Origin of the sequence: Actinoallomurus sp. NPDC052308 (assembly GCF_040679195.1) — a bacterium.
Lineage (GTDB): Bacteria > Actinomycetota > Actinomycetes > Streptosporangiales > Streptosporangiaceae > Actinoallomurus > Actinoallomurus liliacearum.
The window spans coordinates 105,468-122,655 of record NZ_JBFAUM010000016.1; the positions used below are offsets into that span (position 1 = coordinate 105,468).

10 protein-coding genes are annotated in these 17,188 nt (G+C 67.7%); 2 read left to right on the forward strand and 8 right to left on the reverse strand.

Going from position 1 to position 17,188, the window contains the following annotated elements:
• Nucleotides 1-35 precede the first annotated feature (35 nt).
• The 3 genes from AB0L00_RS30220 to AB0L00_RS30230 form a co-directional block, all read right to left on the reverse strand.
• Nucleotides 36-1,082, reverse strand: coding sequence for a sigma-70 family RNA polymerase sigma factor (locus AB0L00_RS30220; RefSeq protein ID WP_364440472.1), 1,047 nt, complete (start codon nucleotides 1,080-1,082; stop codon nucleotides 36-38).
• Nucleotides 1,079-1,456 carry a VOC family protein gene (locus AB0L00_RS30225; protein WP_364440473.1) on the reverse strand — a complete coding sequence of 126 codons (378 nt, stop codon included), beginning with the start codon at nucleotides 1,454-1,456 and terminating at the stop codon, nucleotides 1,079-1,081. Before AB0L00_RS30225 ends, AB0L00_RS30220 begins: the two co-directional genes overlap by 4 nt.
• A 214-nt stretch (nucleotides 1,457-1,670) precedes the next feature.
• Nucleotides 1,671-2,153: an ATP-binding protein gene (locus AB0L00_RS30230; RefSeq protein WP_364440474.1), complete on the reverse strand. Its 483-nt coding sequence runs from the start codon at nucleotides 2,151-2,153 to the stop codon at nucleotides 1,671-1,673.
• Nucleotides 2,154-2,344: 191 nt separating this feature from the next.
• Between AB0L00_RS30230 and AB0L00_RS30235 the strand changes: the two genes are divergently transcribed.
• Together AB0L00_RS30235 and AB0L00_RS30240 are read left to right on the forward strand one after the other, a co-directional pair.
• Nucleotides 2,345-3,208 carry a helix-turn-helix transcriptional regulator gene (locus AB0L00_RS30235; RefSeq protein ID WP_364440475.1) on the forward strand — a complete coding sequence of 288 codons (864 nt, stop codon included), beginning with the start codon at nucleotides 2,345-2,347 and terminating at the stop codon, nucleotides 3,206-3,208.
• Nucleotides 3,209-3,231: 23 nt separating this feature from the next.
• Nucleotides 3,232-3,408, forward strand: coding sequence for a DUF397 domain-containing protein (locus tag AB0L00_RS30240; RefSeq protein WP_364440476.1), 177 nt, complete (start codon nucleotides 3,232-3,234; stop codon nucleotides 3,406-3,408).
• Nucleotides 3,409-3,878: 470 nt separating this feature from the next.
• Here AB0L00_RS30240 and AB0L00_RS30245 read toward each other — a convergent pair whose 3' ends face one another.
• The 5 genes from AB0L00_RS30245 to AB0L00_RS30265 form a co-directional block, all read right to left on the reverse strand.
• On the reverse strand, nucleotides 3,879-4,316 hold the full coding sequence (locus AB0L00_RS30245) for a DUF4265 domain-containing protein (protein ID WP_364440477.1): 438 nt from the start codon (nucleotides 4,314-4,316) through the stop codon (nucleotides 3,879-3,881).
• Nucleotides 4,317-4,579: 263 nt separating this feature from the next.
• Nucleotides 4,580-5,038 (reverse strand): DUF4265 domain-containing protein, encoded by a 459-nt coding sequence (locus tag AB0L00_RS30250; protein ID WP_364440478.1) that lies wholly within the window; start codon nucleotides 5,036-5,038, stop codon nucleotides 4,580-4,582.
• Entirely contained in the window at nucleotides 5,035-5,532 is a 498-nt protein-coding gene (locus tag AB0L00_RS30255) for a DUF4265 domain-containing protein (protein ID WP_364440479.1), read from the reverse strand. Before AB0L00_RS30255 ends, AB0L00_RS30250 begins: the two co-directional genes overlap by 4 nt.
• 107 nt (nucleotides 5,533-5,639) lie before the next feature.
• Nucleotides 5,640-5,960 carry a hypothetical protein gene (locus AB0L00_RS30260; RefSeq protein ID WP_364440480.1) on the reverse strand — a complete coding sequence of 107 codons (321 nt, stop codon included), beginning with the start codon at nucleotides 5,958-5,960 and terminating at the stop codon, nucleotides 5,640-5,642.
• 50 nt (nucleotides 5,961-6,010) lie between these two features.
• Nucleotides 6,011-16,921: a LamG-like jellyroll fold domain-containing protein gene (locus AB0L00_RS30265; protein ID WP_364440534.1), complete on the reverse strand. Its 10,911-nt coding sequence runs from the start codon at nucleotides 16,919-16,921 to the stop codon at nucleotides 6,011-6,013.
• Nucleotides 16,922-17,188 lie beyond the last annotated feature (267 nt).

Consider the following 17,188-nt stretch of genomic DNA (forward strand, 5'->3'; position numbering starts at 1 on the left):
CGAACCGATGGCCGGACCGCGGCGAGCGGGGAACCTCAGGACGTCGGCCGGCCCGGCGCGGACGAGCCGTTGGCCGACGCTTCGGCCGGAGCGGGCCCGAGCGTCGGCGGGAGCCCGAACTGCCCGAACAGGCCGGGGTCGCGGAACGCGACGATGTGCGTGATCCCCGCCTCGGAGGCCGACAGGACCATCACCGCGTGCGCGTGATGGACGCCGTCCGGGCGGCGCTGGTACATGGCGAACGCGGGCTGCCCGTTGGCCGTGGTCGGAACCATCTGGAAGAGACCTGGCGCGGTGAGGACCCTGAACGCGAAGAAGCGGCCGATGGACTCACGACCGGTGAACCAGGTCGGGTTGGGCGGCATCTCCAGAACGGCGTCCTCGGTCAGCAGCCCCATCAGCGCGGTGATGTCGGCGTTCTCGAAGGCCGCGGCATAGCGGTCCAGCAGCTCCCGCTGGCGCGCGCCGGACGCCTCGGTCGCGTCGTCTTCGGAGGGCGCCACCTGGTCGAGCCGGGCTCGAGCGCGTTGCAGGATGCTCTTGACCGCCGGGACGGAGATGTCGAGCAGCTCGGCGACCTCCACCGCGCGCAGCGCCAGTACGTCACGCAGGATGAGGACGGCGCGCTGACGCGGGGGCAGATACTGCAGGGCGGCGACCAGGGCGAGCCGCAGGCTCTCCCGCGCCGCGACGATGGCGGCGGGATCGTCCGAGCCGACGCGGACCAGCCGGTCGGGCAGCGGCTGCAACCAGGTCACCTCCGGCGGCGGCGCCACCGGTCCTTCCGGGTCGTCGGCGGGACCGCCGAGGCCCGAGGGCAACGGCCGGCGCTCGCGGCGCTCGAGTGCGGTGAGGCAGACGTTCGTCGCGATCCGATAGAGCCAGGTGCGCAGGGACGCCCGGCCTTCGAACGCCTCGTACGACCGCCACGCCCGCAGATAGGTCTCCTGCACGAGATCCTCGGCGTCGTGCACCGAACCGATCATGCGATAGCAGTAGGCCAGCAGTTCCGACCGGTACGGCGAGGCCAGCCGGGCGAAGACCTCGTCGGCCTCGACCTCGGGATGAGCCATCTGCGTCATCGTACGGCTCCGGGTCGGGCGGCCAACTCGACGATCTGCACATAGTTCCCGACCGGGTCCTCCACCGTCGCGATGCGGCCCGCCCCGAAGCCCTCCACCGGGCGGATCCACCGCGTGACGCCGAGCGCCTTCAGGTGGGCCGCGACCGCCTCGATGTCCTCGACGTAAAAGTTGATCAGTATCCGGCCGGGCTCCCGCGTGCTCTGCTCGAGATCGTCACGCCCGTCGAAGACCAACCGGCCGTCGCCCACCATCAGGACGATGCCCGGCTCCGCCGACGGCGCGAACGCCGCCCGGTACCAGGCGCTGAGCCGCTCCGGGTCGTCGCTGCCCAGCACCAGCCCACCCAGCCGAATCCCCATCGTCTCTGCCATGACCAGTCCTTTTCGGTCGTCATCGGAGTCCTTCACACCTACGGACTCGGTCTGGCACCGAAAGGAATCGGTCATGGGCGCCCCCGTCATCGGCGCCGAGGATTTCGGTCGCTTGAACAGCGGAAATCCTCGGCACTGATGTGAGCTGGACGGCCACCGGACGGCGCGAAGCCGGGGGCGTGCGACCAGGGCGGCGTGGCGAGTAACCAGTGGATCATCGCGCTTCCCGGATTCGCTGTAGTTCGGCGGGCGCGAGCGTGATGCCGGGTGCGGCGATGACGACGTGGACGGTCTTGCCGTGCTCGGCGTAGGTGATCCACCGCGCGACGGCGAGGTGGTCGACGATGTGCAGTCCGCGGCCCTGCTCGGCGAGCAGTCCGCCGGCGTCGCGTGCGGCGATGGGCCGGTGATCGAGGTCTGTGACGGCGAGATGGACGTAACGGGGTGTGGCGGTCATCTCGATGCCGATCGGCCACACGTCCTTGGGCAGGCGGCCGAGCGTGCGTACGGCACGGATCGCGTTCGTGACGATCTCGCCGGCGACCAGCTCGATCTCGTCGACGGCGTAGGGCAGGCCGAAGACCGCGGCGCCGACGAAGGTCCGAAGGCGATGGATCGCCTCCGGCCGGTCCCGTAGCGCGAGGAACGACGGACGGACGACGGGAGACGCGGCTACGGCCGCTGGAGGCTCGGTCATGGGGATCATTCGCTTTCGGGAGGCCGGGGCAGTAACTCGGTGTGTCGCATCGGATACGCTCCGCATCATGACTCTCCCGTTTCGAATTCTCAAGTGAGAGAGTTAGAAAGGGAGCGGTTCGTCCATGGATGTCGTTTTCCCTTACCGGGAGTGATCTCTGTCTTACGATTTCGAACGACGAAGGAGGTTCCGTGGCCGAGCGAATCAGTCCCACGCTGCGCCGCCGCCGACTGGCGACGCGGCTTCGTCAGCTCCGGGAACAGGCTGGAATGACGATCACTGAGGTCGCCCATGCCGTGGAGTGGACCCCGTCGAAGATGACCTGGATCGAGGCAAATCGCGGGAAGCGACCGAATCCACGCGACGTTCGGGATCTGTGCGCAGCGTACGGAGTTGAGGACGCAGAGCGGGAGTATCTCGAACAACTCGCCCGCGACGGCCGGAAGAAAGGCTGGTGGGACCCCTACGGCGACACGCTGCCGAACCCCTACCACTCCTACGTCGGCCTGGAAGCCGAGGCGGCTACAGTCCTGAACTACGAGCCCCTCATCATCCCTGGCCTGCTGCAAACCGAGGACTACGCTCGCGCTCTGATCAGAGCGGCAGAGCCGGAGATCAGCGCCCTGGACGTTGAGACCCGCGTCGAGGTACGACTGACACGTCAGGCTGTCCTCCGCCAAGACCCGCCGCTCCGGCTTGTGGCCGTGCTCGACGAGGCGGCCCTACACCGGCAGGTCGGCGGACCGAAGGTGATGCGCGCCCAGATGCAGCGAATGGTCGATGCGGCGGAGGAGTACCCTCGCGTCACAGTCCAGGTCATCCCATTCGGCCGCGGCGCGTACCCGAGCATGACCAACGGCTTCGTCATCCTGCAGTACCCAGATCATCAAGACCCGGATGCGGTCTATGTCGAGAACACCGCCGGCGGACTCTGGCTGGAAGAGGCCGAGGAGGTCGAGAGACACCACATCGCTTTCCAACATCTGTTGGGAGCAGCGGACAGTGCGGGAGATACGATCCGACTGCTAGCCAGAACGGCAGAGTCCCTGTCATAACGACCTGAGAGATCGTGTAATCAATGCCCAGCACCTATGAGTTGAGCAACGCTGCCTGGCGCACCTCGAGCCACAGCGGCGGGTCAGGCCAGTGCGTCGAGGTCACCGAGGTGCGCGCCGACGATGAGTCGGCACAGAGGCGAGATGGCCGCCGATCGACGGCCGGCGACTCTTCGGTTCACCCGCACCCCCCGTGGTGAAGGCGTGCAGCCTTGGCGGCACCGACCGCGACGACGCCACCCCAGGCCGCCGTCGCTGTTGACACCTTGCCGTCGGTATTGCCGAGGGGACATTCGGATCGTCTCGTATCTCCCGTCCACAAGGACGGCAAAGTCCGGCGGCGCTCGGCGGTGATTGGCCTCGGCGAGACTGCGGGGGCTGCGGTACGCAGAACGCTCGGTGAACGCGCTCCGCACGGGCCCGCGAAAGTGGGCGATGCCGGCAACCAGGGGTGGCCACCGGCGCGCTTTCCGAGATATCTGTACGCAGCGAGCTGGAACTGCCATCCCCGCCGAGGACTGCCCTGCCCTCACCTACCGGAACGGCTAGGTGGTATGTGCGTGATCCTCGACTGAGGCCTAAACGGACGCGGGTCGAGGACCTCATTGGATGGAGCGTTAGGGTGCAGCGACCGACTTTGATACCGCCCTGGCCGGTCGCCGCCGGTCATCTATGAGTCGTAGTCGTGCAGGTGCGAGATCGCACCTTCATCAAACTCCCAGAGTTTCCGCGATTCACCTTCTTCCAAGATGGCGCGCACAAAGTCATAATTGACCCCACCGGGAATATCCACTGCGATAAGCCCGCGAAAAGCGGTCTCGTGAATCTGCACTCCGAGGCGGTCAAGCTCACGCCTGAGATTATCCTCAGGCTCCCGGCCAGCCGCCTGGAAGAAGATCACGCGCACTGTCGAATGGCCGCTCGACTCGAGCACGGAATCCACCCAGGCCTGCTCTGGCGACCCGTGATACACGACGCCGACGACGTCCCCGACTGCCAGCCGCTTGGCAAAAGCAGGCGGGGAAACGAGTTCGTACCGGTGGTCGCCCAAGGACCTCGCCTCCACCTCTTCGAAGGCGACCGGCGGCCACCCGCCTTCGACGGTCAACCGGATATGAACCTTAGACATACGCTCCCATACATCACAATTGTTCGTTCGGCGTCGCCGCTGCGGATGCAGGTCCGGGCTGCGGCGACGACGGCCGCAAGTACACCGCCGACAGCGCACCCCAACTTCAGAGCTCATATGCTTCAAGATCCGGCTCCGCCCACGCCGCATAGGCAAGAGCCGTCCTGTGCCTTATATCGTCGACGCACAGTCGCCGCTACTAATGCGGTCCCGAACGATAGCGGTCGCGAATGCGCTGCCCGCTAATTCCCAAACCACCATTGAGCATTCGGAACTCCAGCCGCCCACGAATCTAGCGCCGATTCGATCTTTGAGATTGCAACAGAAGGCGGCAGTGTAATCACGGCGAATCTTCGATTCGATGGCCACTCAACCTTTCCATTGAGTTCGACAACGGCTCTAGCCAGCACCTCAAGACTCTCACTTGGAATCGGCCGACCCGCATATATTTGAACGCAATGGTTCCCGCTCTTCACCTCGATCGTGAATCGACCATCAGGCGAGCAACGGATCGTGTCGCCGGCCGCACACCCTAGAGCGAACCCCGGACTTCCCAGCAGTTCGTAAATCCCTACATCGATCTTCAGCGCCGGAAGAACCTCATATACCAGCTTCCCTGACGATGATGTATCCACGAAGAGCTTCACGTGCACTACAGGAACCGGCGGAGACGGAACGATGGAACCGTCGGCATAGATCACGGTCGTTCGTTCCTCTTGAAGGGCTTGACGTCACTCCACTCCCAGAAGATGCGATTCGATGCGCGCTCCATGGCGAAATAATTGAGCAAGTGCTCCGGGGTTCGCCCTTCGGGGACATCGATAGCGATGTGACGATCTCCACTCCACTCGAGGAGCAGGCCGCTGTCCGAAGCGTCAGAAACTATCCTCTCACGAACGCTCTGTAGATCCGCGAGGTTCGGTGCGATCAGTGCGCGCAATGCCCGATGGCTACTTCTCCGTACGACCTCCACGAGGAAATCGCTATCGTCGATCCTAACTATGTCGAACAGAGAAGCACCATAGATCCTGAATGGTATGCAGTGGAGCTCGAACAGCCCATCACTTCGATACCCCAGCCAGATCTGCTCGAATTGGTTCAGGAATCCGAATGGCTCCAAATCTACCATTGCGATGTGTTGTCGTGACTCCATCACCGCTGGCCGATCGTGCACAATATACGTCTTATTCTCCATTGGCTCGCTGCATAACTTCTAATTCGGCGTCGCCACTGCGGAAGCGGGCCCGAACTGTGGCGGCGACGGTCGCGCGTGCGCCGCCGGTAGCGCACACCCATATTGCTTCAGAGCTTATATGATTCAAGGTCCGGCTCTGCCCACGCCGCATATGCAAGAGCCGTCGTACGCTTTATATCATCGACGAACATCCGCCGCACTCGAAGTCCATAGCGGATTCTGTATTGAATGCCCTCGATAAGGATCAATCCTAGGACGTCTTCACCAATCTCCTCTGACTCAAAAGGAACCTCAGCGATGTCCCATCCCGCCTTGCGAGCAAGATGGATCCAGACCTCCAACGCTCTCTCTCTGTCGCTGAACTCTGGAATGACCCCACCTACGCGGGCGATTATTTGTACAGGATCTAGACGATCATCAGTCGGCATTTAACTTCCTCAGCTACTGACAGCGGCCAGAGTCACCAAAGTACTACAAGTCAGCCGGATGCGGTCCACCAATTCCACCTGCCGGACTCGTTCCACAAGTAGACGAAGGTGGATGAGGTGTCCTGTGCCGCACGCCTCATGGCACCCATGCAACTTGAGCAAGGCCGTCGCGTGCCTTGGACGATTACGTACCCATCGACTGGAACAGGATGCTCCAAAAAGAACTCGTCATCATAGACGATCCTAGATCCATAACTTGGCACGCCGCCCGCCATACGCGCCGCTCGATTCTCTGTGTGGCTGAGAGTTTCGGCGCCTCGAGGTCCCATCGCCTTCTCGGCCGGCTGCTGTTCCCCACTTCTGATGTCATAGTCGTGTATGACATTACCCTCAGCATCAAGCACCGATACCTGCGCATAGTGCGTGGTTTTCGTTCCAGGACAGCTATTGAGTTGAGCTAGATCGATGTTGTGAACGAGGACGGGCGTAGTGCCTGCCAGTACATAGTAGGTATGGAGGCCGTTGATGGTCAGGTCATAGGTGGTAGCCGCGGCGGTGTAGCGCCGGACGTCGAGGACTTCGGCGGTGTGGCCGCCCGGTTCCTGGAGGCGGTCGCCGGGTTTGAGCTGGGCGGCGTCGACGAAGGCGGCCTGGGTGATGTCGTAGAACGGGTGGTGCTCGGTCGTCGTGAGCTTGCCGACGCCGCCTGGCCGGCCGTGTTCGTCGTGGGTGGCGATCGTCAGGTCGATGAAGTCGTGGTCGGTCTTGGTGACGATGACCTTTTCGACCCGGTGAGCCTCGCTCTCGCCGTGATCACCGGGAACCGCATTGGCGACCTTGTCGCCGACCTTGATCTCACCGATCGGTTTTGAACTGCCGTCGGCCATCAGGACCAGCGTCGACGCCGTGAAGCTGTGCCGGACCGGACAGGCGCCCCCGCTGGATTCGACCGGTTCGGCGTCGCCGCCGCGGAAGCGGGCTCGGGCTGCGGCGGCGCCGGTGGCGAGTGCGCCGCCGGCGGCGCCGCCGACCGTGCCCACCGCGGTGCCGCGTTCGACGGCGTGGCCCAGGCCGGACCACGTGCAGCCGGCCGAGCTCGACTCGCAGGTCAGGCCGTATTGGACCGCGGCCGTCGCGCCGCCGGACACTCCGCCGATCGCGGCGCCCTCGAGGACGTTGGTGACCAACTTCGGTAGCACGTCGCCGAGGGCCGACTCGGCGAGCTTGCCGCCCAGGCTGCCGCCGATCCCGCCGCCGACGGCACCGCCGACCGCACCCAGGAACGTCGAGCCCGCGAACGCCTGGGCGGAACACGCGCCCTTCTGGCCGTCGATGCACTTGGCGCCCTGGTCGATCATGCCGCCGACCGCGCCGGCCGCCGCGCCGCAGGCCATCGCGCCCGCCACGGCGCCGACGCCGCCCGTGGCCGCGCCCAGTACGGCCTCGCAGCCCATGAAGACCGCGGTGGACGCGGCGAACGAGGCGATCGCGGCGGCGTGGTTCTTGAAGAACGTCCCTGTCGTGCGGACCGCCTTCGCGGCGGCGCGGTAGTACCTGCCGAGCCCGTGTGCCTTGTCGTAGGCGTCCTTGGCCGCCGCTGCGGCCGCTCTTCGGGCCGCCGCCGCGGTCCGTTTCTCGATGACATCGAGCTGGTGGATCAGCGACGCGATCTCGTTCTTCATCGCGCGGTAGCTGCGGGTGACAGCGTCGTCGACCCAGTGGACGGCGGCGTTCCAGCCGCGGGAGACGTAGTTGCTGACCGCGTGATAGGTGCTCTTGGCCGTGTTCCAGACCCAGGACGCCGCCGAGGTGACGGCGTGCCAGGTGGTGGAGGCCACGGACTTCACCGCGTGCCAGGTGTCGCCCCACCAGCTGTGGCCGGTCGGGTCGGTGCGGGTCAGCGGGTCGTCGTCGACGTAGGCGAACGGGTTGGCGGCCGCCGAGTTCGGGACGGGGTCGGATGCCTGGGTGTCCTTGTTCTGGAACTGGCCGACCGCCGGGTAGTACCAGCGCGAGCCCATGTCGACCTTGCCGGTGGCGCTGTCGGTCCAGCCGGACTGGTAGCCGAGGCTGCCGGCGTGGCCGGTGGTGTTGGCGACGTTGCCGAGCGGGTCGTAGGTCGTCGAGCCGGTCAGCGCGGTGCCGGTGGCGGTGAAGTTCCCGACGACGTCGTCGTGGGCGTCGGTGTAGGCGAGCACCCCGGTGCTCTGGTCGCCGCCGGTCGTTCCGATGCCGACCAGGGATCCGTCGGGCGACCAGGTGTAGGTGTTGGTGCCGTCGGCGGCCATCAGGTCGCCGGTCCCGCCGTAGGAGAAGGCGCGGCTGCCGCCGGTGCTGGTGGCGGTGACCACCCGGCCGAGGGCGTCGTTCAGGTAGGTCTCACCGCCCTGGGTGACCTGCTGGCCGTACGCGTCGCTGCTCGCGGCGACCGTGCCGTTGGCGGAGGTCTGCGAGGTGAGCGTGCCCCGGGCGGTGTAGCTGTAGGTGTTGACGCCGTCGCTGGTCAGCTGGTCGCGGGCGTCGTAGGTGTAGACGTTCGCGCCGACCCGCGTCCGGTTGCCCGACGCGTCGTAGTCGTACTGCGTCTTCGCGTGGCCGTCGTCCCAGGAGGTGAGGCGGTTGGCCTTGTCGTAGGTGTAGGTGTTGGAGGTCGATCCGGAGAACCCGGTGGTGGTCTTCGACGTCTCGTTGCCGTTGGCGTCGTAGCCGTAGGCGATGGAGGCGACGGTCGAACCGGACGCGGTCTTGAGCGTGTCGCCGGTCAGGCGGTGCAGGTGGTCGTAGTCGTACGTCCGGACGTTCCCGCCACCGCCGTAGGTGATCGTTTTGAGCTGCGAGAGCTGGTCGTAGCCATAGGTGAGCTGGGTTCCGGTGGCCGGTTCGGTGAGGGTCTTCAGCCGGTCGGCGGTGTCGTAGGTGTAGCTCGTCGTCCCCGCAGCGTCCGTACGCGCGGTGGGCAGGCCGTCGCCGTCGTAGCCGAAGGAGCTGTCGCCCGCCGATCCCGACGCGGTGAGCAGCAGGCCGCGGTCGTTGTAGGTGAAGGTCTCCTTGGTCGCGGCCACGTTGGTGCCGACCGCCGAGGTCTCCGCCGTCAGCATGCGGCCGTCGCCGTCATAGGAGAACGACCGGGCCGCGGTGGCCGCGTCGGCGCCGCTGCCCGACTGATCCTTCACGCGGCCGAGTTCGTCGTACTCGGTGGTGACCGACACCCCGCCCGGCAGGGTCTGCGTCGCGGGCCGTCCGGCGGCGTCGTAGGCGATCGTGGAGGTACGGTCGCCGGCCGTGGGGTAGTTCACGGTCGTCGGCTCGATCGCCGACTCGGGCAGGTTCCAGGAGTTGTACGTGTAGTCCCAGCTGTTGCCCCGGCCGTCGGTGAAGCGGGTGCGGTTCCCCTGGGCGTCGTAGCCGAAGGTCGTGGTGATCGACGTGGTGTCGTCGACCGGCTGGACCTCCTGGGTCACCGCTCCGGTCGCGTCGCGGGTGAACGTCGTCGTGTTGTTCCGCGCGTCGATCCCCGAGAGCTGCCGTCCGGCCGCGTCGTAGGTCGCGGACGTCTTGGCCAGCACGGTCTGCCCGTCCGTGTCGAGCAGGTCGACCTCGACCGGGTCGTCGAGCGGGTCGTACGACGTCCTGGTCGCGGTGCCGTCCGCGCGGGTGACCGTGGTCGGGCGGCCGACCAGGTCGTAGGCCGTCCGGGTGGTCGCGCCGGCGGCGTCTGTGACCTGCGTGGCCTCGCCGACATTGTCGTAGCCGTAGCTGGTGGTGACGCCGTCCTGCGTCGTCGTCGAGGCGAGGAACGCGCCGCCCGGGTCGATGGCCGACGCGGCGTACGACGACGTCGTGGTCGAGGTGGTGGGCGTCGGGTAGCGGTCCAGCACCGTCGCCGTGAGCTGCCTGCCGAGGTGGTCGTACGTCGCCTGCGTCTGCGCGCCGGTCGGGTCGGTCGCCGACAGTCGTTCGCCGTTGGTGTCGTACGTGTAGTGCGTCACGCCGTTCGCCGGATCGGTGATCCGGGCGACGTCGCCGAGCTGGTCGTACTCGTAGTGGGTGTCGTGGTCCAGCGGGTCGATGACGTGGCTGACGTTCCCGTCGTCGTCGTACTTCCAGCTCGTCGAGGCCGTGATCGGCGTGGACGAGCCGGGCGGGGTGTAGTCGGGAAGGGTCTCCTTCACCCGCTGCCCGGCCGCGTCAAAGGCCGTGACGGTGACGTGGTCGCTCGGGTCCTGCTGCTCGGTCTGCTCCCCGAACGTGTCGTAGCCGACCGTGGTGACCGGGTGCTGCAGCGCCGGGGCTCCGCCGCCGGTCTCGACGCTGACCGCTGGAAGACTGGTGAGCGTCTGCTGTCCGGCCTCGTCGTAGACGCAGTTCGTGACGTTCCCGTTCGGGTCGGTCATCGAGGTCGGCAGTCCGCGCTGGTCCAGCTTCCAGGTGACGGTCGCGGACGCCGAACCGGCGGTCGTGCCGCTCGTACGCCCGGCGTCGTGCAGCGAGGTGACCTCGGCGGCGGACAGCGCACGCGGGTAGACCTGGACGTTCGACACCGAGCCGTCGAAGAAGCCGGTGGGGACGCCGTCCCACTTGCCCTCGCCGATCACCAGCGGACCGGACGCGCTGAACGGGGTGGAGTCGGTGACGGTCTTGTTCGCCGTGCCGTCGACGTACAGCGTCATGGCGCCGGTACCGGCGTCGAACACACCGACCAGGTGGGTCCAGGCGCCGACGGTGGCGGTCGCCGTCGAGCCGGCGTTCGCCGTGTCGGGGTCCGTCGTGTCGGTGAACGGCCGGGTGAACACCCATTTCTGGGAGGTGCCGTTGTACTTCAGGTAGAACCCGGCGTCCGTACCGGCGTCCTGGCTGACGACGGTCTGATTGTGGGTGGCGTCCCCCGACAGGTTCACCCAGGCGGACACGGTGAAGCTCTGCGTGGTGTCGACGACCGGACCGGTCGTGGCGATCTTCTGCGTGGAGCTGCCGGGGAGGACCGCCGCCTGGTTCGCCCAGGTCACGTCGCCGGTGGCGGTCGCGGTGTTCCCGGTTCCGGAGGCGTCGGTGACGGTGCTGCCGGAGGTCTGATCCAGCGGCCAGCGCCCGACCGGATGCCCGGCTCCGTCCATCCGGACGCTGCGGCTGGTCACGTGACCCATCGGGTCGTAGGTCTCGTTCGTCGTCTGGGACGCGCCGCCGCCGTCGCTGAGGGTGGTGGAGGCGACCAGGTCGTCGGGCGTGTACGACATGGTCGTGGTGCGGTTCACCCCGGCCGGGTCCACCGTCGTCGCCGTCACCCGGTCGGCCGCGTCGACCGTCGAGTTCGTGACGGTCGCGCCGTTGTTCGTGGCCTGCTGGACGAGGTTGCCGGCGGCGTCGTAGGTGTTGGCCTGCTGGACGAACGGGTTCTTCCCGTCCTTGTCGGTGCGGGTGATCGTCGCGGTGAGGTCGTTGTCGGTGTAGGTGTAGGCGGTCGTGTTCCCCATCGAGTCGGTGATGGAGGCCAGCCGCCCGGCCGGGTCGTACGCGCGGGAGGACTCGACGAGGTCACGGGGCGTCGACGGGGCGACCGGGTCGCCGACGTAGTCCTTGAGCGTCTGGGAGGTCAGCCGCCCGTTCGGGTCGAAGGCGTAGGTGATCGTCGTGCCGCTCGGCGCGGTCTCCGACGTCTTGTTGCCGTACCCGTCGTAGCCGAACGTCGTCGTCCTGTTGTTCGCGTCCGTGCTGGTGGCGCGCTGGTCGTGCTCGTCGTAGGTGCTGGAGGTCGTACGAGAGGCGTCTCCGCCGGTCAGGTCCGCGATGGTCTGGGACTTCATCAGGCCGTCCGCGTCGTAGACCGTGGTCGTCTGCGCCGTGTGCACGGCGCCGGTGACGCGGTTGGTGACCGGTGGGTCGGTCTCCTTGGTGGGCTGGTCGACGCCGTTGTACTCGTAGGAGGTCGTCAGGCCGTTCGGATAGGAGTCGGAGACGACGGTCCTCGTGAGGACCCGGCCGAGGCCGTCGTAGGTGAAGTTCGTGACCTGCCCGTCGGGGTCGGTCACGGAGGCGACGTCACCGTTGTGGAAGTACGTGACGGTCGTGATCGCGCCGCCCGGCGAGGTCGTCTTGTACGGCAGCCCGGCCGGGGCGTACCCGCCGTCCGCCGCCGCGCCGGTCGTGCCGTCGGTGTAGGCGATCGCCGTGGTCCGGCCGTTCGGCGATCCGGCCACCGGCGGCGTCGTCACGCCGGTGCGGTTGCCGGCCGCGTCATAGGCGTACGAGGTCAGGTAGGCGTTGTCGGTCTCGCTCGCCGACCGGCCGTCCCGGGCCGTGGCCATCAGGTCGTTCTTCGGGCTCGGCGCCGGCTGCGTCGTCGTATCGTCCGGCAGGTACGTGTAGTACGACGTCGAGCACTTCTGCGCGACCTGGTCCTGGCAGGTCGTCTTGGACACCTCGTTGCCGCGCACGTCGTGGCCGGTCGTCGTCACGTCCCCGTTCGGGTCGGTGACCGTGTGGATGAAGCCGCCGCTGTCGTACCCGAAGGTGGTCCGGTTGCCGAGGCCGTCGATCCGCGCGATCGCGCGGTTCCCGTTCCACGCGTCGTACTGGTAGGTCAGCGTCTTGCCGCCGGGGTCGGTGACCTTGACGGTCTGCATCGGGGCCAGGCCGGTCGAGTGCTGCCCCGCGACCCACTGCGCGGCGGCGTCCTGCCCGGACAGCTGGGTGCGGTAGAACGAGACCTCGGCGATCTGCCCGTTGAAGTACGTCGGGTAGCCGGTGTTGTCGGTCGTGCTGGTGTGCGCCTCGTCCGGCCACTTGCCGCCGTTGAACCCGGTTCCGACGTAGACGTTGGTCTGGCCGGCCATGTTGACGGTGCCGCTGAGGGAACCGACGAGTTGCCCGTCGAGGTACATGGACTGGGCGCTGGCCGCGGACGCCAGGATCACCTGATGCCACTGCCCGTCCGCGACCGAGCCCGACGTGGTGACCTGTGTGGTGGTGCCGCCGGAGAACCAGAACTCCCCGTGCAGCTTCCCGCTGCTGCCGACGTACAGGACCGGCGTGTAGTACCCGGTGGTCGTTCCACTGCTGATGGGGTTCTTCGTCGTGCCGAGCAGCACGCCGCCCTTCACCGTCGTCTTGAACCACAGGCCGACCGACTCGTTGCCGGTGCCGGGCACCAGCCCGGCCGGCAGTTGCAGGTAGGAGCTGCTGCCGTTGAACGACGCCGCCTTGGCGTCCGTGAAGGGGCCCGCCACGCCGAGCGTCGCGTTGTTGTAGCTCGCGGTACCGCCCTGGACCTCGTCGGCCGCCTGGGCTGCTCCGGCCGAGTCCCCCAGCCGCCAGTAGTCCTGCGGTCCGGCGCCGAGGACCGCCGCCCGGTAGACCTGGCTGGACCCGGTCACCGTGGGAGCGGCCGGGGTCCACGACCCGCCGTTCTGGTCGGTCACGTGGGTCACGCGGGTCGTCACCGGGTCGTACTGAACGGTCGCCTGGCTCTTCCCGGACGGGCGGGTGACCGAGCTGAGCAGGCTCGCCGTCTTCGTGCCCGCGCTGTACAGGTCGGTGACGTCCGCCTGCGTCAGCGACTTGGTGAAGAACGCCGCGTCCGCGATCGACCCGTTGAAGTAGGTGGCGTAGCCCGTGTCGGAGGTGTTGTGCGGCTGGTCGGGCCACAGCCCGCCGAGGAACCCGGCGCCAAGGTAGGTGTGCGCGGTCTGCCAGAGCCCACGGGAGTACCACGTGTTGCCCGCGCCCGTCCCGGTGCCGAGCTGCACCCCGTCGAGCCACATGATCTGGGACGTCCACGAGCCCGACAGGACGACGTGGTGCCACTTCCCGTCGGCGACCGAGGCGGAGCTGCTGATCGGCTTCGGGCCGCCGGTGGTCCCGTCGTACCAGATCTCGCCCTTCAGCTTGCCGTCGCTGCCGACGTACAGCATGGGCGTGTAGATGTTGGTCGTTCCGGCGGCGAGGTCGGGGCCGGAGAAGGACAGCAGCACCCCCGGTGCGGCCGTCGAGGTCTTGAACCACAGCGAGACCGCCTGGGAGGTCAGGTTGGCGGCCTCGATGTTCGGCAGTTGCACGGACGAGGAGGATCCGTTGAAGCCTGCCGCGGTCGCCTTGCCGCCCGCCAGCGGTCCGGGCTGTCCGAGCGTCACACCGCTGTAGGTCGCGTTGTCGGTGCCCTCGTTCGCCAGGACCGCGCTCGCCGCCGTCGTCCCGGACGACTCGGCGAGCGGCCAGAACGACTCGGCGCCCTCGTTGAGCACCTGGTTGTGGTACTGCGAGCCGTCGTCGTATCCGTACGCGGTGCAGCCGGTGGTGTCCACCGGGGAGCAGACCTGGGTCAGCCGGTCACCGGTGTAGCCGTACGTCCAGGTCTGCGCGGTCGACGCGTCGTCGGCCTTCGCCGGGTCGGTGACGACCGTCGCCACGTGGGCGCCGCCCGCGCCGCTCGGCGTCTGCCAGGTCAGGTGCAGCGCCCTGCCCGAGGCGGCCGACGTCGCCGTGGTGATGTGGCCGGAGTCCCAGAGGAACGTCTCGGCGCGCCCGTTCGCGTCGGTGATCGACTTGATGCCGTACGCCCCGGACCCGAGGGACTGGGTGAAGGCGTAGACCATGTCGTTCTTGTCGGTGAGCGTGTAACCGCCGGTGACGCTCTTGAAGATCGCGAACCTGCCCTGCGGCGGGGAGAACGAGCCGTCGGAGTTCTTGCCGTATCCCACCTCCGAGCCGTCCGGGTAGGTCACCCGAACCGCGGTGACGGCTCCCGAGGACGAGTACTGCTCGACCGCCCTGGCGTCGAAGACGGTCGACCAGCCGGCACCGAAGGCACCGGAGGAGCGCGGGTCGCGGGAGTTGTAGTCCCGTACGACGGACAGGTCCGGACCGGCCGTGGCGACGTCCGCGTCGGTGTCGGAGGTGGTGTAGTTGCCGATCGACGGATCGAAGCCGGTGTCGGTCTCGTTCTGGGAGAGACCGGACGTGACCGTCGGCTGCGGCACGTCCGTCCGCAGCGTCTGCCAGCCGACGTCGGGCGAGTAGTTCGTCCCGTCGTAGGACTGGGCCATCCAGTAGTAGGTCTGGCCCCACTTCAGCTTCCCCGCCGGGACCGTGTAGGACGCCGACCGGTCCCCCGCCTTGGTGCTCGCGGTGACCAGGCCCGAGTCGGTGACCTTGGTGCCGGCGGTGTCGTAGACCTGGAAGTCGATCTTCAGGGTGGCCGACAGGTTGGGGTCCAAGGTCGCCGTCGCCCCGAGCTGCGGCGTGAGCGTGCCGGAGGAGTAGCCGCTCGGCGGCGTCTGCATCGTCACCTGCGGCAGGACCGCGTTCGTGTACGTGAGGTACAGGTAGGGTCCGCCGCGCGTGTCGTAGGCGGTGTCGAACTGCTTCCAGTGCAGGCTGTCCGAGGTCGACGCGTACACCGCGAGGCCGTAGTTCTTGCCGCTCCCGGTCGCCCACGAGTTGAAGGTCGAGGTCGACAGCGGCACCGTCACCTCGTCGCCCACGTCCCGGTTCGCGCTGCCGTTCGCGCAGGCGTTCGGCACGTTGGGGGTGAGGTTGCCGATCGAGGAGCCGTACGTCGGCCCCGGGTACGTCGTCACCTGCGACGGCGACCACGACTGTGTCACCGGCGCCACGTCGAAGCGCTCCGCGGTGCAGGTCGCCGCCCAGGTGTCGAAGAGGGTGAGCGAGGCGGCCGAGACGCTGATCTGCGAGCCCTCGATCCCCGTGTTGGGGAACTGCAGGTACGACACGGCCTTGTGGGTGCCGGAGTCGTAAGACCCAATCTTGATGGCCTGCTCGGTGGAGTGGTCGCCCGCGGCGATCCCCGACTCGGCGTAGGTCGTCGTCGCGTTGAAGCTGTCGGTGGACGGGTCGACGGTGACCGGGAACACCCGCCGCGGGTCGTGCAGCCAGCCGGCGTCCAGCGTCATGACGAGGGCCTGACCGCCCTGTTCCGTCCTCGCCAGCCGGTAGTCGACCGCGTGCGTCGTCGCGGGGTCGCCCGACCTGGGGTCGACCTTCGAGTCGTAGGCGTACGCCCGCGGGATGACCCCCTCCGCCTTGCCTGCGGAGTCGACCAGCTCGATCGACCCGTCCTTGGCCACGACCGGCGTCAGGCCCTTGAGGTCCAACGGGAAGGTCCACGAGTTCGCGGCGTCCGCCGAGCGCAGGACCAGCGCCTCCTTCATGCCGGTGGCGGTGGGGCGCAGCGTCAGGTCGGTCTGCGGCAGGGCGCCCGCGTAGGTGGCCGTCGATCCCGAAACCGCCGGAGCCACCGCGGCGGCTCCTTGCAGTCCGTACGACACGACGTGGCCGTCTCCGACGCCGAGCCGCACGAGGTTCGGATCCGCGGCCGAGGGGGCGAAGTCCGCCGTGACGGAGTTCGCCGTCTCGTGCCACCGGTGGTCGGAGCCCGTTTTCAGCGCCGTGTCGATGGGCTTCCAGTCCTTGCCCGCCCGGTAGTTGACCGGCTGCTGGCTCAGTCGCCGGGTGAAGGTGCCGTCCGCGTTCTGGAAGTAGTCCGACGTCGCCGACGACTTGGCGGCGACCCGCCGACTGGTACGCGCGCTGTAGCCCTGGGCGAGGCGGGCGCTGCGCCCCTTCGTCACCCGCCTGACGGGCGGGACGTACGCCGGAAGCTCGCCCTTGCCCCGTCCCGGCCTGCGCCCGACGCCCTTACCCGCGCGGGTGGCGGCGGCGGACGCCGAATGAGCCTTGCCGGCGGCGGTCCCCGATCGCTGGCGGGGCAGCGCCCCGAAGTGCGGGGAGCGCGCCGAGCCCGTCGTCAGCCAGGACACCAGTCCCGACAAGCCCGACAGGCGTACCGACGGGAACGTTCCCACGTCCGCGCTCGCCGGGTCCGCGCTGAGCACGAACACCAGGAGCGTGACCAGCGTCAGCGCCAGCCGGCGCAGCAGCCGCCGTCGGAAGGTGAACCGGCGGCGCGGCACACCGGGCGGCCGGCGCCTCGACGACGGGCTGACCATCGGACGCACGCCACGGAACGGGTTTCGGGCAGCACGAAGAACAGACCTCGCCCAGCGCACACGGGTTCCTTCGCTCCGGGCCGCACCCGGAGGTGGGCAGGGTCAAACGGACAAATCAGCCGTACGGGGGATAGTTAGCCTCAACATCGATGAAAGGAGAAGACACGTGACCGTTCTAGGCCACCGCCCTCCTGTGACGTTCCGGTGACCGCGCGCGCGAAATCCGCCATCTCGGCTGGCACTAAGACTGCCGGATGGTCTCGAGCC

Coding starts and splice junctions, on each gene's coding strand:
- AB0L00_RS30220 (WP_364440472.1), bottom strand. CDS start 1,082: ATGACGCAGATGGCTCATCCCGAGGTCGAGGCCGACGAGGTCTTCGCC.
- AB0L00_RS30225 (WP_364440473.1), bottom strand. CDS start 1,456: ATGGCAGAGACGATGGGGATTCGGCTGGGTGGGCTGGTGCTGGGCAGC.
- AB0L00_RS30230 (WP_364440474.1), bottom strand. CDS start 2,153: ATGACCGAGCCTCCAGCGGCCGTAGCCGCGTCTCCCGTCGTCCGTCCG.
- AB0L00_RS30240 (WP_364440476.1), top strand. CDS start 3,232: ATGCCCAGCACCTATGAGTTGAGCAACGCTGCCTGGCGCACCTCGAGC.
- AB0L00_RS30255 (WP_364440479.1), bottom strand. CDS start 5,532: ATGGAGAATAAGACGTATATTGTGCACGATCGGCCAGCGGTGATGGAG.
- AB0L00_RS30260 (WP_364440480.1), bottom strand. CDS start 5,960: ATGCCGACTGATGATCGTCTAGATCCTGTACAAATAATCGCCCGCGTA.
- AB0L00_RS30265 (WP_364440534.1), bottom strand. CDS start 16,921: ATGGTCAGCCCGTCGTCGAGGCGCCGGCCGCCCGGTGTGCCGCGCCGC.